Annotated in this window: 21 protein-coding genes; 9 read left to right on the top strand and 12 right to left on the bottom strand. The window is 63.9% G+C overall.

Annotated elements, in window-relative coordinates; all coding sequences use genetic code 11:
- Positions 1-100 precede the first annotated feature (100 nt).
- The gene (locus tag GQB00_RS15870; protein ID WP_111497382.1) at positions 101-850 is read left to right on the top strand and encodes a Crp/Fnr family transcriptional regulator; all 750 of its coding nucleotides are present in this window, start codon (positions 101-103) and stop codon (positions 848-850) included.
- 132 nt (positions 851-982) lie between these two features.
- Here GQB00_RS15870 and GQB00_RS15865 read toward each other — a convergent pair whose 3' ends face one another.
- Positions 983-1513: a cytochrome b gene (locus GQB00_RS15865; RefSeq protein WP_165857033.1), complete on the bottom strand. Its 531-nt coding sequence runs from the start codon at positions 1511-1513 to the stop codon at positions 983-985.
- 304 nt (positions 1514-1817) lie between these two features.
- Between GQB00_RS15865 and GQB00_RS15860 the strand changes: the two genes are divergently transcribed.
- Together GQB00_RS15860 and GQB00_RS15855 are read left to right on the top strand one after the other, a co-directional pair.
- Positions 1818-4388 (top strand): GcvT family protein, encoded by a 2571-nt coding sequence (locus GQB00_RS15860; protein ID WP_165857032.1) that lies wholly within the window; start codon positions 1818-1820, stop codon positions 4386-4388.
- A 167-nt stretch (positions 4389-4555) separates the two neighbouring features.
- On the top strand, positions 4556-5701 hold the full coding sequence (locus tag GQB00_RS15855) for a GlxA family transcriptional regulator (protein WP_323127296.1): 1146 nt from the start codon (positions 4556-4558) through the stop codon (positions 5699-5701).
- Positions 5702-5728: 27 nt separating this feature from the next.
- Here the strand turns inward: GQB00_RS15855 and GQB00_RS15850 are convergent, their stop codons facing one another.
- The 3 genes from GQB00_RS15850 to GQB00_RS15840 form a co-directional block, all read right to left on the bottom strand.
- Entirely contained in the window at positions 5729-7414 is a 1686-nt protein-coding gene (locus tag GQB00_RS15850; RefSeq protein ID WP_416234164.1) for a formate--tetrahydrofolate ligase, read from the bottom strand.
- 105 nt (positions 7415-7519) lie between these two features.
- Positions 7520-8443 (bottom strand): methylenetetrahydrofolate reductase, encoded by a 924-nt coding sequence (locus GQB00_RS15845; protein ID WP_165857030.1) that lies wholly within the window; start codon positions 8441-8443, stop codon positions 7520-7522.
- Between the two features lie 31 nt (positions 8444-8474).
- Positions 8475-9836, bottom strand: a complete 1362-nt coding sequence (locus tag GQB00_RS15840; RefSeq protein WP_165857029.1) for a glycine cleavage T C-terminal barrel domain-containing protein — start codon at positions 9834-9836, stop codon at positions 8475-8477.
- A 276-nt stretch (positions 9837-10112) separates the two neighbouring features.
- On the opposite strand from GQB00_RS15840, the gene GQB00_RS15835 reads away from it, so the two are divergent.
- Together GQB00_RS15835 and fhuB are read left to right on the top strand one after the other, a co-directional pair.
- On the top strand, positions 10113-10982 hold the full coding sequence (locus GQB00_RS15835; protein WP_165857028.1) for an ABC transporter substrate-binding protein: 870 nt from the start codon (positions 10113-10115) through the stop codon (positions 10980-10982).
- Positions 10979-12973 carry a Fe(3+)-hydroxamate ABC transporter permease FhuB gene (fhuB, locus tag GQB00_RS15830; protein ID WP_165857027.1) on the top strand — a complete coding sequence of 665 codons (1995 nt, stop codon included), beginning with the start codon at positions 10979-10981 and terminating at the stop codon, positions 12971-12973. The genes GQB00_RS15835 and fhuB overlap by 4 nt, the downstream gene beginning before the upstream one ends.
- A 100-nt stretch (positions 12974-13073) precedes the next feature.
- Here the strand turns inward: fhuB and GQB00_RS15825 are convergent, their stop codons facing one another.
- Positions 13074-15278 (bottom strand): TonB-dependent receptor, encoded by a 2205-nt coding sequence (locus GQB00_RS15825; protein ID WP_165857026.1) that lies wholly within the window; start codon positions 15276-15278, stop codon positions 13074-13076.
- Between the two features lie 458 nt (positions 15279-15736).
- On the opposite strand from GQB00_RS15825, the gene GQB00_RS15820 reads away from it, so the two are divergent.
- From GQB00_RS15820 to GQB00_RS15810, 3 genes are all read left to right on the top strand, one after another.
- Positions 15737-16090, top strand: coding sequence for a tRNA-binding protein (locus GQB00_RS15820; RefSeq protein WP_165857025.1), 354 nt, complete (start codon positions 15737-15739; stop codon positions 16088-16090).
- A gap of 104 nt (positions 16091-16194) precedes the next feature.
- Positions 16195-17067 carry an oxygenase MpaB family protein gene (locus GQB00_RS15815; RefSeq protein WP_165857024.1) on the top strand — a complete coding sequence of 291 codons (873 nt, stop codon included), beginning with the start codon at positions 16195-16197 and terminating at the stop codon, positions 17065-17067.
- A 153-nt stretch (positions 17068-17220) separates the two neighbouring features.
- Positions 17221-18273 (top strand): HAD family hydrolase, encoded by a 1053-nt coding sequence (locus tag GQB00_RS15810; RefSeq protein ID WP_165857023.1) that lies wholly within the window; start codon positions 17221-17223, stop codon positions 18271-18273.
- Positions 18274-18284: 11 nt separating this feature from the next.
- On the opposite strand, the gene corA is transcribed toward GQB00_RS15810, so the two are convergent.
- The 7 genes from corA to GQB00_RS15775 all read right to left on the bottom strand — a co-directional run bounded on the left by corA (position 18285) and on the right by GQB00_RS15775 (position 23773).
- Positions 18285-19241, bottom strand: coding sequence for a magnesium/cobalt transporter CorA (gene corA / locus GQB00_RS15805; RefSeq protein WP_165857022.1), 957 nt, complete (start codon positions 19239-19241; stop codon positions 18285-18287).
- Positions 19242-19386: 145 nt separating this feature from the next.
- Positions 19387-19848 carry a PACE efflux transporter gene (locus GQB00_RS15800; protein ID WP_165857021.1) on the bottom strand — a complete coding sequence of 154 codons (462 nt, stop codon included), beginning with the start codon at positions 19846-19848 and terminating at the stop codon, positions 19387-19389.
- Between the two features lie 230 nt (positions 19849-20078).
- A complete protein-coding gene (locus tag GQB00_RS15795) occupies positions 20079-21602 on the bottom strand; it encodes an arylsulfatase (protein WP_165857020.1) in 1524 nt (507 codons plus the stop codon).
- A 162-nt stretch (positions 21603-21764) separates the two neighbouring features.
- Entirely contained in the window at positions 21765-22217 is a 453-nt protein-coding gene (locus GQB00_RS15790) for a protein tyrosine phosphatase family protein (protein WP_165857019.1), read from the bottom strand.
- Between the two features lie 139 nt (positions 22218-22356).
- Positions 22357-22638 carry a hypothetical protein gene (locus GQB00_RS15785; RefSeq protein WP_165857018.1) on the bottom strand — a complete coding sequence of 94 codons (282 nt, stop codon included), beginning with the start codon at positions 22636-22638 and terminating at the stop codon, positions 22357-22359.
- A gap of 34 nt (positions 22639-22672) precedes the next feature.
- The gene (locus GQB00_RS15780) at positions 22673-23017 is read right to left on the bottom strand and encodes a hypothetical protein (protein WP_165857017.1); all 345 of its coding nucleotides are present in this window, start codon (positions 23015-23017) and stop codon (positions 22673-22675) included.
- Positions 23018-23125: 108 nt separating this feature from the next.
- Positions 23126-23773 (bottom strand): PEP-CTERM sorting domain-containing protein, encoded by a 648-nt coding sequence (locus GQB00_RS15775; RefSeq protein ID WP_165857016.1) that lies wholly within the window; start codon positions 23771-23773, stop codon positions 23126-23128.
- Positions 23774-24519: 746 nt separating this feature from the next.
- Here GQB00_RS15775 and GQB00_RS15770 point away from each other — a divergent pair.
- Positions 24520-24759 carry a hypothetical protein gene (locus GQB00_RS15770; protein WP_165857015.1) on the top strand — a complete coding sequence of 80 codons (240 nt, stop codon included), beginning with the start codon at positions 24520-24522 and terminating at the stop codon, positions 24757-24759.
- The last annotated feature ends 50 nt before the right edge of the window (positions 24760-24809 follow it).

The following is a 24809-nucleotide window of genomic DNA, read 5'->3' as shown; positions in this document are numbered from 1 at the left end:
GTTGCTAGATAAGATCAATATAAATCAGTTTTTATGAGTGAAAGCAAGTGTAATAATAGCGCGCTAACGATTTCGCACGTCAGTCAGGTGGAGTTATGTAATGGGAAAACATAATGATGTACTCGTTTCATCTGCCTCGCAGATTCTGAACCAACCTTCCTCTTCATCATCAAGCGTCCTCTCCAACGAAATTCCCGAACCCTACGGCTGGTCCACCAAGGATCCCGGCGAAGGTCGGGCCCGCGCCCTGCGCAACAGTCTTGCCCGCGTCCTGGGCTGGGGCATGCCGGACCGGCTGTCGCGCCAGCGTCGCCAGTCGCTGGATGAAATGGCGGCCCTGTTCGAGCACCGTACCTACGGGGCCGAGGTTAACCTGGAGAATCGCGGCAGTACCTGGAAGAAAATCTATCTGGTGGAATACGGCATTGCCCGTCTGTATCGCAAGAACGACGAAGGCCGCGTCAGCATCCATCATTTCTTTGAAGAAGGCAGTGCCATCTGGCCGGTGTTCGCCCGGACCCGCTCCGAACGAAACACCCTGTGCCTGACCACCGTCACACCCTGCACGGTCTGGGAGGCCGACTTCCTGCCATTCCGTGACTGCATCAAGCAGGAAGGCGAAGGGACCTGGGACCACTTTGCCCTGGCCCTGATGGAAGAACTGGCTGAACGCGCCACCATGCGAGAGTTCGAACGCCAGACCCTGAGCGCCGAGGAGCGCTACCAGATCATGGTGCGCGACTACCCCGAACTGGTCGAGCGTGTGCCCGACTATCAACTGGCAGCCTGGCTGGGCGTGGCTACCGCAACCTACTCGCGTCTGAAGAACGGACGTAGCCGCCGCCACTGAGGCGCCCGGCGACAGGCGGCGGATAACGCCAACTGCCTTTCGTGCCATCGTCGAGGTTCGCAGGGAGCGCGAACCACGGTGAGCACTCCGACTTTCCCGCCTCTTCTTTTCGCTTATCGCACCAAATTCCGCTCAGCGCACCATGCGTGGCAAGACATCGATCTGGTCCGGCCGGCGCCGGTGGTGGATCACCATGGCAATGTGGCCAACGATGGTCACCAGCATCAACCAGCCCAGCCAGCTGTGCAGCCAGTTGCCCGGCTCGACCATCCAGGCGATCTCGTCGCCTTCAAAGCCTGCGAACAGGGGGATCCCGAAGGGATCGAACGCGCGTCCTGAGCCGTATTGGCGCAGCAGGGCCAGCGCCGGCACCACGAATAACAGGCCATAGAGCCCGACGTGGCCCAGTTTGGCGAGGGCGTTGATCGACGCCGGTCGGCTGGACAGGTTCGACAGCGCCCAGAGCGCGCGGATGACCACGAGAATCAGCAGCAGGAAGCCGAGCGGCTTGTGGGTGGCCCACAGGAATTCCTCGACCGGCGTGTCGCTGAGCAGTGCATGGGCGGTGGCGCTGAGGAACTGCCAGAGAATCAGCAGGGCCATCCCCCAGTGCAGCCAGCGGCTGACTTGCCCGTAACGCTCGGCGTTGTCCCTGATCGACATGTTTCTCCCTCCCATCAGTGTGTTATCGGTTTTTATCAAGCATAGCGGAAATCGACGCCGGTTCCTTTCAGACCATTGGAGTCGTCGCCGCTTCCGGGAGTGACCGTGGGTTCGGCGGAAAGTTGCAGACATCAGGTTTCGGTTCCGGAAAACCGCCATGCCGTTTTTGGTTGATTGTGTGTCGTATTCGTTCAGCCAGCGGTGGCCAAAGGCTTTCAGATTGAGAACAGGCAGGTGGGCCGGATGCGGTCACACCGGTTGTTATCAGCGGCCGCCGCGGGTGGCCCCAGTCGCAGGTGATCCTATGGCTCAGCTTCCGGAAAGTGCAGACGTCGTCATCATCGGTCAGGGCGGTATTGTCGGGGCCTCTGTGGCCCACCACCTGATCGGGCAGGGCTGGACCAACATCGTGGGCCTGGAGAAATCCGCCATTCCCACCGACATCGGCTCCACGTCCCACGCCTCGGATTTCTGTTTCACCACCTCCCACGACAAGCTCAACATCTACACCACCCGGTACAGCCAGGCGTTCTACGCCAAGCGCGGCAACTATCTGCAGAAGGGCGGTATGGAAGTGGCTCACGTGGACGACCCGGAACGCATGGACGAGCTGCGCCGCAAAGTAGCCTCCGGCAAGGCGTTCGGCAGCAACGTCAGCCTGATCACGCCGTCCCAGGCCAAGGAGCTGTTCCCGCTGGTGGACGAGACGAAAATCCAGGGCGCCCTGTGGGACCCGGACGCGGGCCTGGTGGTGCCGCGCTCCCAGAAGGTGGCCGGCGACCTGGTGGACGAGGCGGTGGCCAGCGGCCACCTGCAGGCGTTTGCCAACACCCCGGCCCGGCGCATCGACGTGCAGGACGGCCGGGTGTGTGGCGTGGAAACCGACCGCGGCTACATCCGCGCCAACTACGTGGTGCTGACCATCGGCATCTGGGGGCCGCTGATGGCCAACACCGCCGCTGCGCCCTTGCCGTTGATGCCGGTGGAACATCCGCTGCTGTTTTTCGGACCCTACGAAGCACTCAAGGGCACCGGCGAGGAGATGGTCTGGCCGCTGTTCCGCGATCAGGGCAACTCCGCCTACGTGCGCGACACCGGCGACCCGTCCACCACCGAAGGCGGCCACGTGGAGTGGGGCTATTACGAGCCGGACAATCCCCGCCTGGTTAACCCCTGGGACATCGCCGAGCCGGGCGATGCGCGGCTCTCCCCATCGATGCGCGATCTCAGTCTGGAGCAGGTGATGTCCGCCTACGAAAAAGCCATCGAGATGACCCCCATCCTGGGCGAGTTGGGCTGGGAGGAGAAGCGTTCCTTCAACGGTCTGCTGTCGGTCACGCCCGATGGCGGTTCCATGATCGGCGAGACGCCGGAAGTTCGGAATCTGTGGTTCTGCGAGGCGGTCTGGGTCAAAGACGGCCCCGGCGCTGGCAAGGTGCTGGCGGACTGGATGACCACCGGCCGCGCGCCGATGGACCCGCACAGCGTCGACATCGCCCGCTTCTACCCGGTACAGAAGCGACCGGGTTACGTCTATGACCGCTGTTACGAGACCGCCAAGAAGATCTACACCCCGGCGGTGCATCCGCGCGAGCCCTACGAGAGCGGCCGTCGCCTGCGCACCAGCCCCTTCTACCTGCGCGAGGTGGAATTGGGCGGGTACTTCATGGAAGCGGCGGGCTGGGAGCGGGCTCATGGCTACCAATCCAACGAGGCGACCCTGTTAACAAAGTACCGGGATCGTATCCCGGTGCGGGAAAACGAGTGGGATGCGCGCCACTTCTGGGAGGTTTCCAACGCCGAGCAGCTGGAGATGAGCGACAACGTGGGCATGATCAACCTGTCCCACTTCGCCATCTACGACATCGCCGGCCCGGACGCCGAGGCCCTGCTGGAATACCTGTCGGTGGCCAAGGTGGGCGGCACCACGCCGGTGGGCAAGGGCGTTTACACCCATTTTCTGGACAGCGTCGGCGGCATCCATTCCGATCTCACCATCGTGCGACTGGAGAGCGATCGCTACCGGGTGATCTGCGGCGGCGACACCGGCCATCGTGACCTGGTCTGGATCAAGCGCCGGGCCGCAGAGAAGGGCTTTAACGATTACGACGTGGAAGACCGCACCGACGCGCTGGCCACGCTGGGGCTCTGGGGCCCCAACGCCCGGGCCACCCTGGAACCGTTCATGGACGACCCGGACGAACTGTCCGATGAGCGTTTCCCGTTCGCCACCGCCCGCAACATCTGGGTGCAGGGCATCCCGGTCTGGGCGTTTCGAATTTCCTACGTCGGCGAGCAGGGCTGGGAACTGTACGTGCCGTTCAGCTACGGCCTGCGCCTGTGGGATCTGCTCTACGAAGCTGGCGTCACGCCGGTGGGTATCGAGACCTACGCCAATACCCGGCGTCTGGAAAACAGTCTGCGCCTGCAGAATGTCGACCTGGAGACCGACTACAACCTGTACGAGGCGGATCTGGCCCGGCCCAAGGTGAAAGAGGCGGAATTCCATGGCAAGGCGGCGTATCTGGAGCAGCGCGAGCGAGCCCACCAGCCGGCCTACCTGTGCACGCTGACCCTGCTGGAGAACCGGGACGCCAACGGTGTGGCGCGCTACCCGGTGGGGCAGTGGCCGATTCTCGATCCCGACTCCGGTGAGGTGCTGGTGGACAGCGAAGGGCGCCGATCGTACAACAGCAGTGTCGCCTTTGGGCCCTCGGTGGGGCAGACCATCCTGCTGGGCTACATCCCCCACGAATACGCCCAGGAGGGCCGGGAGCTGCTGCTGGAATACTTCAGCGAACACTATCCGATCCGCATCGAATCGGTCGGCTATCGCGGTCTCTACGATCCGGACAACGCCCGTCAGCGTTCCTGAAGGGCGCGACAACGAAGCCGATACACCGCCGGCTTCGTGCGTTGTTGCGTGCGTCTGTCCGCAAGGCTTGCGAGCCGGGTTGTCGGGGATTATTGTCAGGGAATGAACCGCTGTCCCGCAGGGCGGGGCAGCCAGCCGGGACCGGTGCGTCCCGAGGGGGTGATGGCGTGACCCAACCCAACCGCAATCCGACACCCGGGTCGGGGCCGGCCACCTACCGGGTCGGCTTCCTGCTGATCGACAACTACACGCTGATGGCTCTGGCCAGCGCCATTGAGCCGCTGCGTATGGCCAACCAGCTGGCCGGATCCGAGCTCTACAGCTGGCAACTGGTCACCGATGGCGGACGCCCCGCCCGCGCCAGCGACGGTATCACCATCATGCCCGATGCGGCCCTACCCGATGCCGGCCCCTTCGACCTGGTGATTGTCACCGCCGGTATCGACGTCACCAACAGCTTTACCAGCCGCGAGGTGACCTGGCTGCGGCGCCAGGCGCGTCGCCAGACCACCCTCGGCGCCCTGTGTACCGGCGCCTATGTGCTGGCCAGCGCGGGATTGCTGGATGGCTACCACTGCAGCGCGCACTGGGAGTGCCTGGCGGCGCTGCAGGAGGGGTTCCCGCGGGTTCATTGCAACAACCGGCTCTACACCCTCGATCGCGACCGCATGACCTGCACCGGCGGCGAGGTGCCGCTGCACATGATGCTGGGCATGCTGGCGCGGCGCCATGGTCAGGCCCTCGCCGACGCGGTGTCCGACATGTTCATCTGCGACCGGGTTCGGGAGGACAGCGAACAGCAGCCGCTGCCCCTGCGCCACCAGATTGCCGTGGCCCAGCCCAAGCTGGCGGAAGTGGCCCAGCTCATGGAGGCCAATATCGAGGAACCCATCGAGTTGCAGGAACTGGCGCTGCTGGCGGGGATTTCGCGACGCCAACTGGAGCGGCTGTTCTTCAAGCACCTGGGCTGCACGCCATCCCGATACTATCTCAAGCTGCGGCTGGACCGGGCGCGGCGCCTGCTCAAGCAGACGTCCTGCTCGATTGTCGAGATCGCCTCCATGTGCGGCTTCGTCTCCGCCACCCACTTCAGTCGCTGTTACCGCAAGTATATGGGCACGGCGCCCAAATCCGCGCGCGGTACCCTGTGCCCGCTGCCGCAGTCGGGCAGCAGCGCGCCCCTGTATGGCTTCGAGCTGCGCTCGCCCGCCGCCGAGTCCCTGTACCGGGCGCGGGTGGAGCCCACTTACGGCGTGTTCACCTACATCCCGGGCCCCGACGACGTCGGTAACAACAGCGGCCATTCCGCCTAGTCGCGTCTTGGCATCACGCCAGCGGTCTCAAACCAGGCCGTAGATATCGCCATCGGCATTGAGCCCCATGTTCAGTGCGGCCGGGTGCCGGGGCAGCCCCGGCATGGTCATGATGTCGCCGCAGATGGCCACCACGAAGCCCGCACCGGCGCACAGCCGCGCCTCGCGCACAGGCAGCACGTGGCCCGTCGGTGCGCCGCGCCGGTTGGGATCGGCGGAGAAGCTGTATTGGGTCTTGGCGATGCACACCGGCAGGTGGCCGAAGCCCATCTGTTCGAAATCCGCCAGTTGCCGCGCCGCGGCCGTGGACACGTCGATCCCGGCCGCGTCATAGACCCGGGTGGCGATGGTTTCGATCTTGTCTTGCAGGGAGGCGCTGTCCGGGTAGAGCAACTGCACCTCGGGTGAGCCCTGGGCCAACTGGTCGAGCACCGCCTGGGCCAGTTCGGTGGCGCCGTCGCCGCCTTCCGCCCAGTGACTGGCCACCACCGCCGGGACCTGCCAGTCGCGGCACAGGTCGCGTACCGCCTCCACCTCCGCTTCGGTGTCACCGGGGAAGTGGTTGATCGCCACCACCGGTGTCAGCCCGAAACTCAGCAGGTTGCGGATATGCCGTGTCAGGTTGGCGCCGCCGGCGTACACGGCCGCTACATCCGGCGTGTCGAGTTGTTTGCGGGCCACGCCGCCCTGCATCTTCAGGGCGCGCACGGTGCTGACCAGCACCACCGCGTCCGGCCGCAGACCGCTCTGGCGGCATTTGATGTCGATGAACTTCTCCGCCCCAAGATCGGCACCGAAGCCCGCTTCGGTCACGACGATGTCGTTCAGGTTGAGGGCGTAGCGGGTGGCCATCACCGAGTTGCAGCCGTGGGCGATGTTGGCAAACGGCCCGCCGTGGATGAACACCGGATTGTGCTCCAGGCTCTGCACCAGGTTGGGCTGCAGGGCGTCGCGCAGCAGGATCGCCATGGCGCCGTCGGCGCCCAGTTGCGCCACGGTGACCGGCGACTGGTCCCGGCGCCGTCCGACGATGATGCGCCCCAGCCGGGCCTGCAGGTCGGCGGTGTTGTCCGCCATGCAGAGGATGGCCATCAGCTCCGAGGCCACCGTGATATCGAAGCCGGTTTCCCGGGGTACGCCGTGCGCGCCGCCCCCCAGACCCACCACCAGGTTGCGCAGGGCGCGGTCGTTCAGGTCCATGACCCGGCGCCAGGTGATGGTGCGGATGTCCAGGTCCGCCTCGTTCCCCCAGTGGATGTGGTTGTCGATCAGCGAGGCCAGCAGGTTGTGGGCGGCGGTGATGGCGTGGAAGTCACCGTTGAAGTGCAGGTTGATGTCCTCCATGGGGATCACCTGCGCCCGGCCACCGCCGGCGGCACCGCCTTTCATACCGAAACAGGGGCCCAGCGACGGTTCACGCAGACACACCGACGAGCGCGCGCCGAGGCGGTTCAGGCCGTCGTTCAGACCCACGCTGGTGGTGGTCTTGCCCTCGCCGGCCGGGGTCGGCGTCATGGCGGTGACCAGTACCAGCTTCCCGTTGTGGGCCGGGTCCGGCAGACCCACGTGCTTCATGTTGATCTTGGCCTTGTAGTGGCCGAACGGCACCAGGCTGTCCGCCGGCAGGCCAAAGCGCTGCTGGGCCAGCAGCAGGATCGACTGGGGCTGTACCGCCCGGGCGATCTCTATGTCCGGTGTACCCGGCGGCGGCAGCTCCCGGGCCAGGGGCGCGAGGCTGGGTTGTTCGTTGTATTGAAGGCTCACGGTGGTGTCCTCCTGGCCTGAGCTGGACTCAGGGGTCCGGTTGCGCAAACCGCCTCAGAGACTGTTGCGGTTCGCCGCCTGATGCCGCTGTGACGCTTCCTGTTCCAGGCCGGTCAGCCACTCGGAAGCTCGCTTGAGGCCGCCAAACGGGAAGATGTGGATGCCCCGGAACAGTGTCATGGGCTGTTCCACCTGGTGGCGGGCCAGGGCATGGACCAGTCCGTCGGGTGTCCAGGCGCGCAGCAGCCGGGCGGTTTCCGGATGCCGCAGCAACGCCCGCGCGGACACGCCGACACCGCACTGGGCGGCATAGGCCATCAGCGTGCGCAGCTTGGTGGGCCCGGCCAGGCCAACGTACACCGGCAGGGGCGAGAGATACTGTTCCGCCGCCTCCAGCCAGTCGATGCAGATGTCCGCCTCGAACGTGAACTGGGTGACCACCCACATGGGCGTGTCGGTGGCGGCTGCGTAATCCCGCTTGATGCGCAACGCCTCCATCAGCTCCGGGTGCCCCGCCACCGGGTGACCGTCCGGGTGACCGGCCACGCCCAGGGCGAAGGGTTTGTCCCGCAGCACCCCGGCGGTCAGCAGCGCCAGCGAGTCGGCGAACGGGCCGGCCGGGCTGGGACTGTCGCCGGCGATCACCATCAGGTGGCGCACGCCGGCCAGGTCCAGGCGGTCCAGCCATTCCTGCGCCTGCAGGTGGCTTTCGATCGCCCGCGCCGGGAAGTGGGGCACCGGCACCAGGCCCAGGTTCACCAGTCGCTGGCAGGCCTCGATGCTGGCGCCGTAGTCGGCGTTGGGCAGGAAGGGCACGTAGACCGACGTGCCCGGCGACAGCCAGTCCTGCAGATCATCCGTGGCCTGGATCTGGCGCGGCGTCAGCTCGATGGAGGCGCCGCGCGCCAGACTGGCCAGCACCTGGTCGCAGGCGCTGGCGGTGGCCGGATCGGGTTGCTGTTCGTGCACCAGTTCCATCACGCAATCACCCCCTTGCGGTCGCACCGCATCAGTCGGCGAAGTCGATGCCCTTGGACCGGGCACGCTCACGGGCATTCGGGTTCACCGAGGGCCGGAAGGGCACTTCCACGACCGTCGCCGCCACCTCCAGCGAGCCATCGGGGGCCGCGTATTCCGGCGGCAGCTTCACCGTCAGCGCGGTGCCCAGATGGCGCAACTCGTAAGGCACGTAGCCCAGCGCGATGTTGCTTTGCAGCTCCGGCGAGTACCAGGGCGAGGTCACGTAGCCCACCGCGTCGGCGCCGGGTGACTCGCTGATCAGCCAGAAATCGTTGGCGTAGTCGGTCACCGGTGTGCCGCCGAAGGCCAGGCCCACCATGATCTGCCGGAACGGCGGCTGACCCGCCTCGATCTGGGCGCGTACCGCTTCCAGATGCGCCTTGCCGATGTAGTCCGCTTCCTTGTTGCGCGGTACTTGGTAGGCCAGGTTGCACTGGAAGGGCAGGGTTTCCTGGTCGATGTCCTGCCCCCAGGAGAGGATGCCCGCGGCGATCCGGCGATGATGCGCGGGCGCGATCACCCGCAGGTTGTGCGGTTCACCGGCACGCAGCACCGTGTACCAGAGATCCTCGGCGTGGAGCGTGGCGTCACGCAAGTAGATCTCGTAGCCCTTCTCACCGGTGAAGCCAGTCTGGGAGACGATCACGTCATGCCCGGCCACCTGGCCCGCCATCAGGCCGTAGTAGGGGAGCTGGCGCACCTCGTCGCCGAACAGGTCCACCATCAGAGCTTCCGACTTGGGCCCCTGGATCTGCACCGGCGCCACGTCGATCTCGGCGATGCTGACGTCGAAACGTTTGCCCAGGTTCACGCCGCGCAGCCACAGTTCCAGGTCGCTGTCGGACAGGGAGAACCAGAACTCGTCCTCGGCGATGCGCAGCAGTACCGGGTCGTTGAGGATGCCGCCGTCCTCGTTGCAGAGGATCACGTACTTGCCGCGCATGGGCTTGATCCTGGTGGCGTCGCGCGTGATCACGTAATTCACGAAGGCTTCCGCGTCCGGCCCCTTGACCTGGATCTGGCGCTCCACCGCCACGTTCCAGAGGGTGACGTCGTGCACCAGCGAGTCGTATTCGACCATGGCGCCGCCGTCTTCCGGGTGGACGTAGCCGCGCGGGTGGTACATGCGGTTGTACACCGTCGCACGCCAGCAGCCGGCCTCGTAGGACAGATGCCAGTAGGGGGACTTGCGCACCCGGGTGGAAATCAGCATTTCCACCGGTGTCGGCCCGGACTGGCGCAGGTTGATCGGAACCCGCCGGTCGGACTGGTCGACACCGTCGGGCTGGCGCGCGGCACCGGCGCGCTGGTGAGGGTAGTCCTGCAGTGCCTGTTCGAACTGGATCGCCATCGCCGCCTCCTAGCTGTTGCGGTTTCAGATGGCTCTAATGTGGGCTGTATTGTCGTAGCCAGTATGGACAGGCGCGACATGGAAAAGACTGAAAACGGCACCGGGCGGGTTGTCGCTACTTGATCCAGGTCCGCAACTGAGAATCACTATCATTGAAATCCCGGGTGATTCCGGTATCTTGGAGCGCCGGCGTGAGGCGCCCGCGCGAGTTGACTCCCGATCCCGACTGACGACCCCGGCCCGCCGACGTCCCGGCACTGATGACAAGGCTTCCCGATGTTTCGATGTTTCCTGCGTCCACTTTTCGCCGCTCTGGTACTGATGCTGTCCGCGACGGCCCATGCCAGCGATGCGCCGCGTATTGCCACCGTGGACTGGACCCTCACCGAAACCCTGCTGGCTCTGGGCGTCACCCCTGTTGGCGTGGCTGAGACCGACGGCTATCGCCGCTGGGTGGAGGCGCCCGCGCTGCCGCCGGAGGTGATCGACATCGGTCTGCGTTCCCAGCCCAACCGGGAACTGCTGGCCGGCCTGGACCTGGACTTCATCCTGATCTCGCCGCTCTACGGCGCGCTGGAGCCGGTGGTGTCGCAGATTGGCCCGGTGGAATCCATGACCATGTACGGCCCGGGCGGCGACCTGTGGCAGCGGATGCAGGACATCACCCTTCGGCTTGGCAGGCGCGTCGGGCGAGGGACGCAGGCGCGGACGTTGCTGGCGGGGCTCGATCATCGTCTGGATAAACTGCATAACGCGTTCGATCGAACCCAACAGCGGCCGCTGCTGGTGGTGCAACTGATCGACGATCGTCACGTGCGGGTCTATGGCGACAACAGCCTGTTCGACATGGTGCTGCAGCGGCTGGGCATCGCCAACGCCTGGCCCGGCCAGACCAATCACTGGGGCTTCGCCAACGTGGGCGTCGAAGCCCTGGCGACGGTAAACGACGCCCAACTGGTGGTGGTCGAACCCGTACCTCAGGGGGCCGCCGAAGCTCTGGCGGATAGCCCGGTCTGGCGGCGCCTGCCAGCGGTCCAGGCCCACGGCGTGCTGACCCTGCCGGCGGTGTGGAGTTTCGGCGGGCCGTCGTCCGCGGCTCGTTTCGCCGACCTGCTGGCGAACGCCCTGCTGGAGGAAGACCTATGACGACGGCTGTGTTGCGATGGACGCCGGGGCGGGCCTGTGGGCTGCTGGCGCTGGCCTGCCTGGTGCTGGCCTGCTTCTCGCTGGCGCACCAGTTGCCGTCAGTTTCACCCATGGCCTGGCCCGCCACGCTGCTTTCCAACAGTGCCGACAGCATCCGCCTGACCCTGATTCACTACAGCTGGCTGCCGCGGTTGTCGATTGCGTTGCTGGCCGGAGCGGCCCTGGGGCTGGCCGGTACCCTGATGCAACAGACCCTGCGCAACCCGCTGGCGTCGCCCACCACCCTCGGCGTGGCCAGTGGGGCGCAGTTGGCGATGCTGCTGGCGACGCTCTACGCGCCGGGCCTGATGGCCCTGGGCTCGCAATGGGTCGCCATGGCCGGCGGCGGTCTGGCGCTGCTGCTGGTGTTTGCGCTGTCCTGGCGCAGCGGTCTGGCGCCGCTGGTGGTGGTGCTGGCGGGACTGGTGATCAACCTGTACCTGGGCGCGCTGTCCACCACGCTGGTCCTGTTTCATCCGGATGCCCTGCAGGGGGTGATGGTGTGGGCCGCCGGCTCCCTGTCCCAGAATGACTGGGACGGCGTGATCGGGCTGCTGCCGGAGCTGGTGGTGTCCGGCCTCCTCGCCGCGATGCTGGTGCGTCCGCTGGCGGTGCTGGATGTGGGCGCGACCCAGGCGCAGAGCCTGGGTGTGTCCCTGCGCAAGCTGCGGTTCTTCGGGCTGGGGCTGGCGGTATTCATCACCGGTTGCGTGGTGGGTACGGTCGGCATTATCGGCTTCGTCGGTCTGGCGGCGCCGGCCATCGTGCGCCTGCTCGGCGCGCGCACCCTGGGCCAGCGGCTGTTCTGGGCGCCGGTCCTGGGGGCGTTGCTGCTCCTGGCCACGGACCTGTTGTTGCTCAACCTGGCCGAGACCCTGCCGACCTTGATCCCCACCGGCGCCATGACCGGTGCCCTGGGAGCGCCGATACTGCTGTGGCTGATTCGTCGTCTGACCCATGGCACCGGTCGCGTACCGAGCACGGAAAAACAGAGCGTCGGCGCCGGTCTGGGCGGGCGCGTTCGGCTGTGGCACGTCGGCGTCCTGCTGGTGCTGGCCACGATCATGGCGCTGGTGTTGAACCGGGGCGTGGACGGCTGGCAGCTTGCGGCCTGGGCCCAGTGGGACGCCATTCAGCAGTGGCGCCTGCCGCGGGTGTTGGCGGCCGCCGGGGCTGGCACCCTGCTGGCGCTGGCCGGCACGCTGGTACAGCGGGTGTCGGCCAATCCCATGGCCAGTCCCGAAGTCCTGGGCATCAGCGGCGGCACCGCCATCGGTTTGATCGTGGTGATTATGACGGTCCCCGGCGTGGGCATGCCGACGCTGGTGGTGGCCGGCTTTCTCAGCGCCCTGGCGACCCTGGCGGTGCTGCTGTTCCTGAACCGGCGCAGCGGCTTCCAGCCGGATCGCATGCTGCTGACCGGCATCGCCATCACCGCGTTGTTCGAACCCCTGCGCACCCTGATCCTGGCCAACGGCGACCCGCGCGGCCAGCAACTGACCGCCTGGATGTCCGGTTCCACCTATTACGTCACCCTCTCCGGGGCGATACCGGTGGTGATCCTGGCGATTGTGATGGCGTTAATCCTGCCGCACCTGCGGCGCTGGCTGGAGTTGTTGCCGCTGGGCGCCACCTCGGCCCGGGCCCTGGGGGTGAACGTGGACCGGGCGCGTCTCGCGCTGCTGGGTCTCGTCGCTTTCCTCACCGCCTGTGCCACGCTGATCGTCGGGCCGCTGAGTTTCGTCGGCCTGTTGGCGCCGCATCTGGCGCGACTGCTGGGGTTTGCCCGCGCCCGCGAGCAGGTGATCGGTGCGGCTCTGCTGGGCGGGGTGCTGATGGTTGGTGCCGACTGGCTGGGGCGGCAGGTGTTGTTTCCCGAGGAGCTGCCGGCGGGTCTGGTGTCCGCGCTGATTGGCGGCGGCTTCTTCCTGTGGCGTTTGCGCAAGCTGTAAGCGGAATGGGCGCCGGCGGCGCGATGGGGTAGGACTGTGTCAGGGGCAGGGCAATAAAAGCGGAAGGGCACCGCCCGCCCGGGCGGTGCCAGAGGCCGGCCTAGAAGTTGAATTCCGCCGAGACCTTGTAGGTGCGCGGATCGCCCTGGGTCAGGTAACCGCTGGAGGATGCGGATGCCCAGTAGTTCTCGTTGGCGACGTTCTCCACATTGAAGCGCCAGACAATATTGGTGCTGTTCACCGGCATTTCGTAGCGCAGGCCCAGATCGACACGGGTCCAGGCGTCGACTTCCAGCTCGTTCTCGCTGTCGGCGTACTGCGGCCCGTTATGCACGACCTTGCCCAGTGCCGTCAGGTGGCGCAGGAAGGGCATATCCCACTCGCCGCCCAGGACGTAGCGGTATTCCGGCACGCCGATGGCATCTTTGCCTTCCAGGTTTTCATCGACCGAGTTGGTGATTTCCGGATCCAGCCAGACCGCGCTGGCCAGCAGGCGAACGTTGTCGAGAGGCTGGCCGTAGACGTTGACTTCCACGCCCCGGTTGCGCTGCTCGCCGTAGTACTCGTAGGTGCTGTCGTCGCTGCTGACCGCGGCCACCGGCTTCTCGATCTGGAAGGCGCTGACCGAGCCACCGATGGTGCCGTAGTCAAACTTGGCGCCGACCTCGGTCTGCTTGGCTTCAACCACGCCGAGGACGTGACCGGCGTTGCTGATGGCGACATAGCTGCCGTTGACGTAGGTGCCTGAGGGCGCCTGTTCGCCCGGCAGCAGCGATTCCATGTGGTTGGCGTACAGGGACACGCCTTCGAACGGCTTCACGACCAGGCCGTAGGCCGGGGTCATGGTGTAGTCGGCGGCGCGGTCACTGAACGCGCCCTGGTAGTCGTAGTTCTTGACCTCCACTTCCTGGTAGCGCGTACCCAGGGTCAGCAGGACGCGATCGTCGATGAAGCCGAGGGTGTCGGCCAGGGCCACGCCGTTGGTGCGGGTCCGGCTGCGCACGTTGGGGTCGTTCATGTCACCGTCGGACCATTCCGTGGCTGGGTAGGCGACATCGGCCGGATTGTAGATGTTGGTATCGGCCGGGGTCAGCGACATGGTGTAGGCGGAACTGGTGCGGCGGTAGACCCCTGAGTACCCCAGGTTGATCTGATGGCTGACCGGCCCGGTGGCCAGCTCCCCGCGCAGTCCGGCCTGGCTGCCGATGCTCTTGGCGTCGTAGGGGACGGTCAGGCGGGATACGGTGGCGCTGCCGTCGGTGTCGGTGACGGTGGGCGAGGCGTAGTCACCGGATTCGTGGGTGTTGTTTCCGCCGACAGCGGCGTAGGCCGTCCAGGCGCTGTTCAGGTCGTACTCGCCGCGCAGCATGGCGAAGGTGGTTTCCAGGGTGCTGCCGGCCCAGTCGGGGGCGTAGTTGGTATCGGCGTCCGGAGCGTCCGGAATTTCGGTCAGGCTGTCGTCGATGTAGACGATGGAACGGCCGCTTTCGATTTCCTGTTTCTGGTAGCCCAGATCCAGGGAAGCGCGGAAACGGTCGCCACGATAGTCCAGGCCGGCTGCCGCGGCACTGACGCTGCGGGATTCGTCGTCGATGGCCGTGTCGCCGTCACCGGCCTTGGCGCTGACGCGGGTCCCCCACTGGTTCTGGTCGCCGAAGCGGCGGGCGACGTCCAGTCCGACTTCACCGTAACCGTCGGATTCGAAGCCGGTGGTCACGCGGGTCAGCGGCTCGTCGCCGGCGCGCTTGGGCTCGATGTTGACGATGCCGCCGATGCCGCTGGAGCCCGGGGCGATACCGTTGGTGAAGGCGTTGGCGCCCTTGAAGATCTCAATGCGCCCGGCCAGGCTCATGTCGATCACCTGACGCGGCAGTACGCCGTACAGGCCGCCGTAGGCGATGTCCTCGCCGTTCAGCTCGAAGCCGCGAATGTAGAATTTCTCCGCGTAGTTACCGTAGCCAAAGCCGCTCTGGACGGAGGCGTCGTTTACCAGCACGTCCGCCAGGGTGTCGGCCTGCTGGTTTTCCACCAGCTTTTCGGTGTAGCTCACCACGTTGAAAGGCAGGTCGGCGGCGTCCTGTTCGCCCAGCAGACCGGCGCGGGCACCGGCGGCGACCTGACCGCCGGCAAAGGCCGGGGCCGGGGTGTCGCCCTCGGCTTTCTGTTCGTCGCTGACAACGATGGTGTCGAGGGCGGTGGCTTCGCTGTCGTCCTGCGCCTGTGCGGCAAAGGGGGCAAGGAAAGACGCGGTGGCGATGGCGGTGGCCAGCGACCGGCGTGAAAATTGGATCGGATTGGGGGGCATGGGTACAGCCTTATGCAGTGATGGGTGCCGCGTCGCGGCACGTGCTGAAAGCTTCCGGGGTTTGAGGGCGGGCGGAATCCGGGCCGCTTGGGCTGCCGGGTTTGGTCAATGCCTTCAGTCGATGCCTGGTAAAGGGAAACCGCCCATCATCCATGATGTCGAACGCGTGCGTGATTCTACATAAAAGTGAGAAAGATTTGCATTTGCGTTGTTGATCGATGCGATGTCCGGCGCTGTATCATGACGCCCTCCGCAGGCAGAATCCTCGGACAGCGTGTAAGCTAGTGTCCCGTCTGGTTAAGTCACTGATCTATTGAGTCCGATGAACGCCATGAACGCCATGAGAGCAAGTCGGGGTGACGCCTTGGCCAGAGCCGTCAACGACAAGCCGTCGGTCAGCGAATGAACCTGACGGGATACCCGGTAGCCTGTGAATTTTGCCATTAGGGAGTGAAGCCATGTCGCAACAGGAAGCAGACACCATCAGCTGGAATGATTTCGAGAGAGTCGAACTGCGCGTCGGCACCATCGTCGAGGTGCTGGAATTTCCTGAAGCCCGGCGCCCGGCCTACAAGCTGCAGGTGGACTTCGGGCCGGAAATCGGCGTGCGTAAATCCAGCGCCCAGATCACGGATCACTACAGCCGCGAGGAACTGGTGGGCCGACAGGTGCTGGCGGTGACCAACTTCCCGCCCAAACAGATTGGCCCGATGCGCTCCGAGTGTCTGGTGACCGGCGTTCCGGATCGCGACGGCGCCGTGGTGCTGGTGTCGCCGGATCAGCCGGTGGAGAACGGGGTTCGCCTGTTCTGAAGGCGCCGGCGCACTGGGACGATCCGGCTCGCCGCTCGTACAGAACCGTAGGGCGGATCGGGCCCGCTACCTGACGTTGATGGGAAGTGGCTGGACACAAGGCGATGGACATATTGAGACAGCGCGTCGAACAGCAGATCATGGCCCTTTCCGGGCTATCTCTGGGCGGCATCGACTACGAGCGGCCGCCGGGAGATCCGGGATTATTCGGCCCCGGCAGCGTCTGCTGGCAAGTGCACGCGGACTTCCCATCCATGCTCTGCGGCGGCATCGGCGCCCTGATGCTGCAGATGATGCACCCGCTCGCCCTGGCCGGCGTGTGGGACCACTCCAACTTCCGTGAGGACATGTTGGGCCGCCTGCGCCGCACCAGCCAGTTCATTGCCGGCACCACGTTCGCCGCGACCGCCGACGCCGAACGCCTGATCGCGCGGGTGCGCCGGATTCACGCGGGCGTCACCGGCGTCGCGCCGGACGGTCGCCCCTACGCGGCCAGCGATCCTGAACTGCTGGTCTGGGTGCACGTGGCGGAAATGCGCAGCTTCCTGGAAGCCTATCTGCGTTACCGCAATCCGGATCTGAGCCGGGCCGACCAGGATCGCTATTTTGATGAGGTGGCGCGTATCGCCGAGGCTCTGGGGGCGCACGATGTGCCCCGGTCCCGGCAGGCGGTGGAAACTTATCTGGAAAACATGGCGCCTGAGCTCGTTTTCGACGAGCGCACGGCCGAGGTATTGCAGTTGCTGCGTACCGCGCCGGCGCCCAACCTGACCACCCGTCCTGTGGGCCGATTGATGGTGCAGGCGGGAATCGACCTGCTGCCGGACTGGGCCCGCGCCCGGGCGGGGCTGCAGCGCAGCACGCTGCAGAGGAAACTGGTGGAGCGGAGCATGAAACCGTTGGCCGGAACCTTGCGCTGGGCCTTGCAGAACGGTGCCTCCCACCGGGCGCGGCGGCGCATGGCGCTGGCGGGTTAACGAATCATCCTTCCTGCCCGGGTACGCCTCCTGCCTTGTTGATTTCCGACTAGACTGAAAAGTCGATGCTGCCAGTGACGGCGGCGATAGCGCGAAGTCATCGCTGACGAATGTCCAGCAGGTTGGCGGCCTAACGTCCCAGGGAGACTTTCCATGACACCTCGATCAGCAGGCCTATCAGCACATGGGCGGCCATTGCAGGGGCTTTGCCTCCGGCTCGTTCATGCACTCATCCTGTTTCCGTTCTGCGCGGTGGCCGTCGCGCAATCGGCGGGCGATGACCCGTTGCCGTCCTGGAACGACGGTCAGGCCCGATCGGCGATCATTGGCTTTGTCCAGAAAGTCACCAACGAGGAATCTGCCGATTACGTGTCCCCCGCCGAGCGCATCGCCACCTTCGACAACGACGGCACGCTCTGGGCTGAGCAGCCCCTGTATTTCCAGGCCATCTACGCCCTGGACCGGGTTCGTGACCTGGCGCCGGAGCATCCGGAGTGGCAAGACACCGAGCCGTTCAAGAGCGCGATCGACGGCGATGTGAAAGGCTTGATGGCCAGCGGCATGGAAGGCGTCATGAAAGTGTTGCTCGCCGCCCATTCCGATGTGACGGGCGAGGCGTTCACCGAATCGGTGGCGCAGTGGCTGGCGACCAGCAAACACCCGACAAAGGGCACAGCCTACACAGACCTGATCTATCAGCCCATGCTGGAGTTGATGGACTACCTGCGCGCCAATGGTTTCAAGACCTTTATCGTGTCCGGTGGGGGGATCGACTTTATCCGTGTCTTCGCCGAGGACGTCTACGGTATACCGCCGGAACAGGTGATGGGCACCACCGGCGACGCCACATTCGAGATGCGCGACGGCATTCCCACGATCATCAAGACCGGCGACATCGTCCTGGTGGACGATAAGGCGGGCAAGCCGGTGGGCATCTATCGTCAGATCGGCCGTCGCCCGATCATGGCCGTGGGCAACTCTGACGGCGACCTGGAAATGCTGCAGTACACCACCATTCCCCGCAGCGACACGGATACAACACCACGTATGGGCGTGCTGTTGCATCATACCGACGCCGAGCGGGAGTGGGCCTACGATCGCCAGTCGTCCATTGGCAAGCTCGACCAGGCGCTGGATGAAGCGCCCGAGCGGGGCTGGGTGGTGATCGATATGAAGCAGGACTGGCGTCGGGTCTTTCCTGAGTAACAGCGCCGTTGTTACAGCCAGCCCTTCTTCTTGAAATACAGATAGGGCGCCAGCCCCGCCATGATCATCAGCCCGATGGCCATGGGGTAGCCCAGGGCCCAGTCCATTTCCGGCATCACCTTGAAGTTCATGCCGTAGATGCTGGCGACCAGTGTCGGCGGCAGGAACACCACGGCGGCAATCGAGAAGATCTTGATGATCTGGTTCTGGCGGATGTTGATGAACCCCTGGGTGGAATCCATCAGGAAGTTCACCTTGTCGAACAGGAAGGTGGTGTGGGACATCAGGGTTTCGATATCCCGCATGATCTCGCGCAGGGTGTCGGACTGTTCCGGCGTCGGGCGCATGTGACGCAGCAGGAAGGAAATGTCCCGCTGGGAGTCCATCAGGCACAGGCGCATCTTGCCGTTGCTGTCCTCCAGATTCGCCAGGTCACCGATGGCGGTGTACAGATCGTCCCCGTCATCGCCTTCCAGAACCCGGTGGCTGACCTGCTCCAGCTCCCGGTGCAGGTCCTCCAGGGTGTCGGCGTGATTCTCCATCTTCTGTTCGAACAGGGTGACCAGCAAATCCGACGGTGAACCGGCTTCCACCTGGCCGCGCCGGGCGCGCATGCGCATCAGCCGGAAGTCCGCCACGTCGTCCTCGCGGATGGTGATCAGCCGGCCCCGCTGCAGGATGCAGGCCACGGAAATGGTGACGTGGCGGCCCTCGGACTGGGTCAGGAACAGCGAGTGCACATGAATGCCCGCCTGGTCCACGAAGCAACGGGCGGAGGCCTCGATTTCCTCCATCTCGTCCAGCTCCGGCACGTCGGTGCTCAGCAGCTTCTCCAGCAGGGGGCGCTCGTCCTCCTCCGGCTCGTGGGCGTCAATCCAGTCGGCCCGGTCCAGGTCGGTCGCCAGGGTATCCGGGGAGACATCCATTTCCTTGATCAGGCCGTTATCGATCCGGAAGAGTCTGAGCATGGGCACGCCATCCTTTCGCTGTCGGGAAAATACGTCCAGAGGTGACTGGGCACATTAGACCACTAGCGTGACAGGCGTTGAAAATCAACCGATTGACCGGAGTTAAGCGGCCGCAGCGGGGGAGTGCCCGGCCGCCAGAGGCCCGTCAGCGACCGGATTCCGCCTGCCAGTTCCCGTTGGCGGCGGGCGGTACGTTGTCCCTGTCCGGGAAGATCGTGTCGTAGGCCCAGGTGAACACGAAGGCGTAGACCACGTAGAAGACGACGAAAGTCAGGTCCATCACCAGCGCCTCGACCAGACCGATTCCGAGCCACCACATCACCACCGGGAGGAAGGCCAGCAGCAGTCCCAGTTCAAAACTGATGGCGTGCAGTACGCGCAGTTTCAGGGATTTGCGGGTGGAGCCGGTCAGGCGCTTGAGGGTGTGATCGAAGCCCAGGTTGAAGACATAGTTCCAGAGCGTCGCCATGGTAGCGCCGATCAGGCCCAGTACGCCGGTGTCGTCCAGCGGCAGGTGGAAGGCGTAGGCAATCAGGGGAATGATCAGCACCAGCCCAATGGCCTCGAAACTGATCGCTTGGCGGATACGATCTCCGGTGGTTCGCATAATGCGTCTCCGAAAAGGCGGGTCGTCCCGCGTACACTTCCCGGGAAGGGTGAGGTCGTCCTCAGGGGATTGGGTAGGTGTCTTTTTAGAGGGTTGCGGGCAAAAGGTGAATGCGTAGTTTTACCGCGATGTCTTCCCGCAGCGACAAACGCAGGGTTTGGAGACGCCCTAAATTGGCGACCGGGCGGGGATCGGTTTCCCGCCCGGTCGCAAGCTGAAGACGGCGTTCTTCAGCGTGCATTGGCCTCCATCATTGAGCTCATAATCTTGTCCACGTCCAGGTCGAAACTGGTCTGGCGGGGTGGGTACTCCTTGAAGGAATCGAAAAAGGTCTGGGTGACCGCAACGGCCGGACCGAGAGCCCAGGAGCGATTTTCCTGCCATTCGTCAAAACCCCGGGCATCGTGGAAGCGTTCGAACGGGTCCATGTCGAGGCGCGTGATCAGCGGTGTGACGAGGCGGTTCTGAACGCCGTTGAACCACTTGTCCTGTTCGGTAAACAGGAACTTCCACTCGCCGAAGCGCAGGCCGTGGAAAGTGGTCTCGGTCAGGAAGAAAAACTCCTTGCGATTGCTGGGGCCGGATTGCGTCAGTATCGGTGTCTGGTCGTAGCCGTCGAGATGCACGTTGTAGGTCGTGCCGTCGACGTCGAGACCGTCCAGCAGTTTTTCTTTCAGGTCCGGCTGCCCCAACTGCGCCATAAAGGTCGGCAGCCAGTCTTCCATGGTCATCAGCTCGCCGGTGGTGGTGTCCTGCGGAATCAGGCCCGGCCACTTGACCATCATCGGTACCTTGAAGCCGCCTTCGTAACCGCCTACGCCTTTCTCGCCGCGGAAGGGCTGATTCCCGCCGTCCGGCCAACTGTTGGAGGCGGCGCCGTTGTCGGTGGAGAACATGACGATGGTGTTGTCCGCCACCCCGAGTTCGTCGAGCAGGTCCAGCAGTTCGCCGACGTCGTCATCCATTTCCTTCATGCCGTCCGCGTAGAGGCCCTGGCCCGTAGCGCCGTCGTATTCCTCGCTCAGGTTGGTGCGGTAATGCATGCGTGTGGTGTTGTGCCAGACGAAGAACGGCTTGTCGGCGGCCACCGCATCGCGGATGAATCGCTTGGATTCCTCCAGCACTTCCTGATCCAGCGTGCGCTGACGTTCCCGGCCGAAGTTGCCCAGATCCTCGATGGTCTGCCCGCCGTCGGCCGTGGCCTTGGAATGAATGATGCCCCGCTGAGCGAAGCCGGCTTTCTCCATGGCGTCCTCTGGGTAGTCGTCCTGCTCCACGTACTCACCCGCGTTGAGGTGATAGAGGATACCGTAGAACTCATCGAAGCCGTGGTTGGTGGGCAAGTGCTCATCCAGGTCGCCCAGATGGTTCTTGCCGAACTGGCCGGTGGCGTAGCCCAGAGGCTTGAGGAACTCGGCCAGCGTGGGATCTTCCTTCTGCAGGCCGATGGGCGAGCCAGGCAGGCCAACGGTGGAAAGCCCCGTGCGAATCGGGTACTGCCCGGTAATGAACGCCGCACGCCCGGCGGTGCACGAGGCCTGGGCGTAGTGATCCATGAACAGCATGCCTTCGTCGGCGATGCGATCGATGTTGGGGGTTTCGTTACCCATCATTCCGCGGTGATAGGCGCTGATGTTCCACATGCCGACATCGTCCCCCCAGATGATCAGCAGGTTGGGTTTTTCGGTGGCGGCCGAGGCTGTCGTGCCGGACAGTAAACAGAGTATTGCGAGTACAGCTGAAAGCACTTTCATGGTTATCGTCCCTGGTTGCCGGTTGGTAGGCATTATCAGTGTAGACGATGAATATTCAGGGCCATTGCCCAAGGTCAGGTCGTTCTGTTGTAAAACAACGGATAGCTATTGCCGGGCTATGCGGATGGTGGGGGGAGGCTGGAATGCCCGGTTTGTTGCCTGTTATAGGTATAGGTCGTTTCGCGCGCGTTCGATAAACGCCGACCAGTTGGGATTCGGCTCCCAGATACGGCGCAGAAAATCGTCCGCTTGCTGGCGCGACCAGCCGAGGCGGGCTTCGCCGTAGAGCGCGACAAAGCTCGACACACGCTTATTGGCGGCGCAGTGAACCAGCACCTTGCGATCACCGGCGTCGTCCATGGCGTCGAAGAAACGCTGGAGATCGTCCGCTGCCGGCGTCTGGAAATCCACCGGGATATGGACGTAGCGCATGCCGAGCCGACGGACCAGCCCGGCTTCGTCGGGCAGGCAATAGCGGGGATCGAGCAGGCCGAGGTTGATGACGACCTCAAAGCCATCGCGGGCGGCGGCGCCCAGTTGGTCTTCGGAGGGTTGGCCGGCGGTGGTCAGTGCTGTGGAAACCGGGATAACGTTGGGGATGTCGTGAATGCTCACCGGGTGGCGTCCTTCTGTGATGGCGTTTTCCGATGGTTCTTCAAATGGAAAGAAGCGCGCCGTTGCTCGAGCCCCGGGAACGGCGGAAGTTCCTGGACGAAAGGTCTGTTCGAGTTTGGCGGTGGTAAGCCGTCAAGGGTCAGCCGGACCCCGTCAGTCTCGCCAGCAACGTCGCCAAACCGATCAGGCACACCAGGCCTGTCGATGAAACCAGAAATTGCGACAAGGCACTGGCCTGATCATGGTCGTTTATCGAGACGCGAGGGCAGGTGCCCAGGGTCAGGACGCGGATGACGCCCCAGCCGACGTACCAGGCCAGCACCTCGAAAAACAGCTCCCAGATCAGCCAGATGACAAACCGGACAACCCAACTGACCAGACGCAGAACACTCTTTGCGGCTCCATCCGCCAATTCTTCCAATGAACGCTCCTTAAATACTTTCGGGCAAAACGACTCAGCGGTCGACTGAGATCGTAACGTCATCCACTTTGTTATGCAGGTTAACCGGCTTTGTAGTGGTGAGGCCACTGATGAGCAGCTGTTTCGGCGTTATCCATTCCAGTTCCAGTGAGGGCTGCCCTTCCACTGAGAGCACATTGCCGGCTTCGTTCGGCAGCTTGTCGCCCGTCTGGATAATGGAAACCTGGGTAGCGTAGCCCGTTGTGGCTCCGCAGTGGCGCTCGAAGACTACAGCTTCCAGAGCGTTGTCCGGGGATGCCATGGCGTCGATGGGCTCGTTGCTGCAAAGGTCGGCGCAGCCGGAAAGTAGGGCGGTGAATAGCGCGGTCAGTCGTTTCATCAATGTCGGCCAGATTCCGGGAACTGAGACCGGGCGGTGTGGTTGATGCGTGAAAGCGGCAATAGATGCCCGCATGGAGCGGGCATCTATTGCCGACGGAGGGCGCCGCTAAGCTTTGGCGCGTCCTCTTCGCGAGATAGCCAGTCCTATGAGACCCAGGCCGGCCAGTGTGATTGAGCCCGGTTCGGGCACAGTGGCGACATCAACGTATGACCTGAAGTAGAAGTCTTTTTCATAGTCCAGGGTGAGTGCGCCGTTGCGAAGGCTACCCCCGAAGCCGCCGTCATAGCTGCCGCTGCTGGCATCACCCTGAAGAAGGTAGGTATCGGGGAATGCCAGATCCTGGGTCGTTCCGATAACGAATCCCAGCCGCTTACCAGATTCCACGAAAATACTGGATGCGCTGAGATCAAAGCGGACAAAGTCATTGGGCGATGTGTAGCCTCCGGAGACAGTGGTGCTTCCAAGGAAGTCGCCGTTCATGTGACCGCCTTCATAAATAGAAAGCGTCAGGTCACCGCCTGGTTGGCCGAATGAGCTAAAGAGGAGGTCAATATTGGAAAGTGTGCCGGTTTGACCTGCAGTGAAAGACTGGAAGTGTTCTGTTGTTACGCCGGAATCGGGATCGTATCCAAAACTGCTCAGGTATTGCGGGCCATCCTGAGGGACGAACGACTGATCGAGTACTGGGGCAGCAAATACCGGAGATGCGCAAAGCAGTGAGGCGGTCAGTACGAAAGCCTTTTTCTTACCCATTACAACGGCTCCTTGGGTGATGATTCGAATCCATGAATTAGAAGTTCTCAGCCGATGACTTTATCATCCTTTGTTTTTGTTACAAGCAGTTACATTTTCGCGGAGAATGGATCAGTGCAGGCCGTACCTGTATTGAGGGAGGGGGCTGGTAGCTGTGGTCTATCCGTGATGCCGGCTCGAGACGGGGTTTGAGAGCGCAGGTCCGGATGGATCTTGGGTGGATCAAGCCGAAGTGGTTTATGAGCTGTAGGCGTGGACGGGCTGCTTGCAGTTCGGCGCGATAATGCCGGTCCGCTCCAGCTCGTTTCGGCCGAGCGCAGGGATGACTCGAGTCGGCGAGATGAGGCGGCGTATTCGGGGCTTTGACCTTCACCCTTCGGGCCGTTGTCGCGTTCGCTCCGACGTTCCTCCGCACGCTGCGCGTGCTCCGGTCGAACCGCCGACCCCGGCATTATGAGTGCTATGTGGCGTGGGCCAATAACCGACAAATCCAGCCAAAACGGCCACTTGGCGAATCAGGAAAGGGCAAAAACAGGCAAAAAAGTACGACGCGGTAGGCAAGGGGGCGACCCGATATAGAGGCGTATTGGTTACTCTGGTACTGTCTGTTTGAACAGTACCGGGTAACGTACATGCGAATGATGATGTGTCGCGTAGGCAGGGAGACGCTGACGCTTTGGACCAACCGACCGGGAGGGATTGTCCCCGTATATCGCCGCTCCGGCTCCGTCGGCCTATTCGACTGGATGGGTGGGATAGACGTCGACATCGTGCGGCGCACCCCGGACGCCAAACCCGTAAAGATCTGCGCCAGCGCCTGCGGGACCGGATCGGGCCTTGGCCACAGCTGGAGACAGATCGACCGCAACGAAGCCCTGGTCGGCTGCCTGTTCAGTAACGGCGTCTACGTCGTGCTCTACGATAACGAGTTCCGCGTTGTATCCAGGGACACCAACGAGCTACCTCCGCAGATAACTCCAACATAGCCCTCATATTTTCGATATTTCAACGGGTGGCTTTACGAAAAATGTAGCTA

This window comes from Marinobacter sp. JSM 1782161, assembly GCF_011421605.1.
In the GTDB taxonomy this organism is placed as follows: domain Bacteria; phylum Pseudomonadota; class Gammaproteobacteria; order Pseudomonadales; family Oleiphilaceae; genus Marinobacter_A; species Marinobacter_A bohaiensis.
The sequence above is the reverse complement of the archived record's forward strand: the minus strand, read 5'-3'. Positions and strand labels throughout refer to the sequence as shown.

Coding starts and splice junctions, on each gene's coding strand:
- GQB00_RS15810 (WP_165857023.1), top strand. CDS start 17,221: ATGACACCTCGATCAGCAGGCCTATCAGCACATGGGCGGCCATTGCAG.
- GQB00_RS15820 (WP_165857025.1), top strand. CDS start 15,737: ATGTCGCAACAGGAAGCAGACACCATCAGCTGGAATGATTTCGAGAGA.
- GQB00_RS15780 (WP_165857017.1), bottom strand. CDS start 23,017: ATGAAACGACTGACCGCGCTATTCACCGCCCTACTTTCCGGCTGCGCC.
- corA (WP_165857022.1), bottom strand. CDS start 19,241: ATGCTCAGACTCTTCCGGATCGATAACGGCCTGATCAAGGAAATGGAT.
- GQB00_RS15770 (WP_165857015.1), top strand. CDS start 24,520: ATGGGTGGGATAGACGTCGACATCGTGCGGCGCACCCCGGACGCCAAA.
- GQB00_RS15795 (WP_165857020.1), bottom strand. CDS start 21,602: ATGAAAGTGCTTTCAGCTGTACTCGCAATACTCTGTTTACTGTCCGGC.
- GQB00_RS15835 (WP_165857028.1), top strand. CDS start 10,113: ATGTTTCGATGTTTCCTGCGTCCACTTTTCGCCGCTCTGGTACTGATG.
- GQB00_RS15865 (WP_165857033.1), bottom strand. CDS start 1,513: ATGTCGATCAGGGACAACGCCGAGCGTTACGGGCAAGTCAGCCGCTGG.
- GQB00_RS15870 (WP_111497382.1), top strand. CDS start 101: ATGGGAAAACATAATGATGTACTCGTTTCATCTGCCTCGCAGATTCTG.
- GQB00_RS15840 (WP_165857029.1), bottom strand. CDS start 9,836: ATGGCGATCCAGTTCGAACAGGCACTGCAGGACTACCCTCACCAGCGC.
- GQB00_RS15845 (WP_165857030.1), bottom strand. CDS start 8,443: ATGGAACTGGTGCACGAACAGCAACCCGATCCGGCCACCGCCAGCGCC.
- GQB00_RS15825 (WP_165857026.1), bottom strand. CDS start 15,278: ATGCCCCCCAATCCGATCCAATTTTCACGCCGGTCGCTGGCCACCGCC.
- fhuB (WP_165857027.1), top strand. CDS start 10,979: ATGACGACGGCTGTGTTGCGATGGACGCCGGGGCGGGCCTGTGGGCTG.
- GQB00_RS15860 (WP_165857032.1), top strand. CDS start 1,818: ATGGCTCAGCTTCCGGAAAGTGCAGACGTCGTCATCATCGGTCAGGGC.
- GQB00_RS15775 (WP_165857016.1), bottom strand. CDS start 23,773: ATGGGTAAGAAAAAGGCTTTCGTACTGACCGCCTCACTGCTTTGCGCA.
- GQB00_RS15800 (WP_165857021.1), bottom strand. CDS start 19,848: ATGCGAACCACCGGAGATCGTATCCGCCAAGCGATCAGTTTCGAGGCC.
- GQB00_RS15815 (WP_165857024.1), top strand. CDS start 16,195: ATGGACATATTGAGACAGCGCGTCGAACAGCAGATCATGGCCCTTTCC.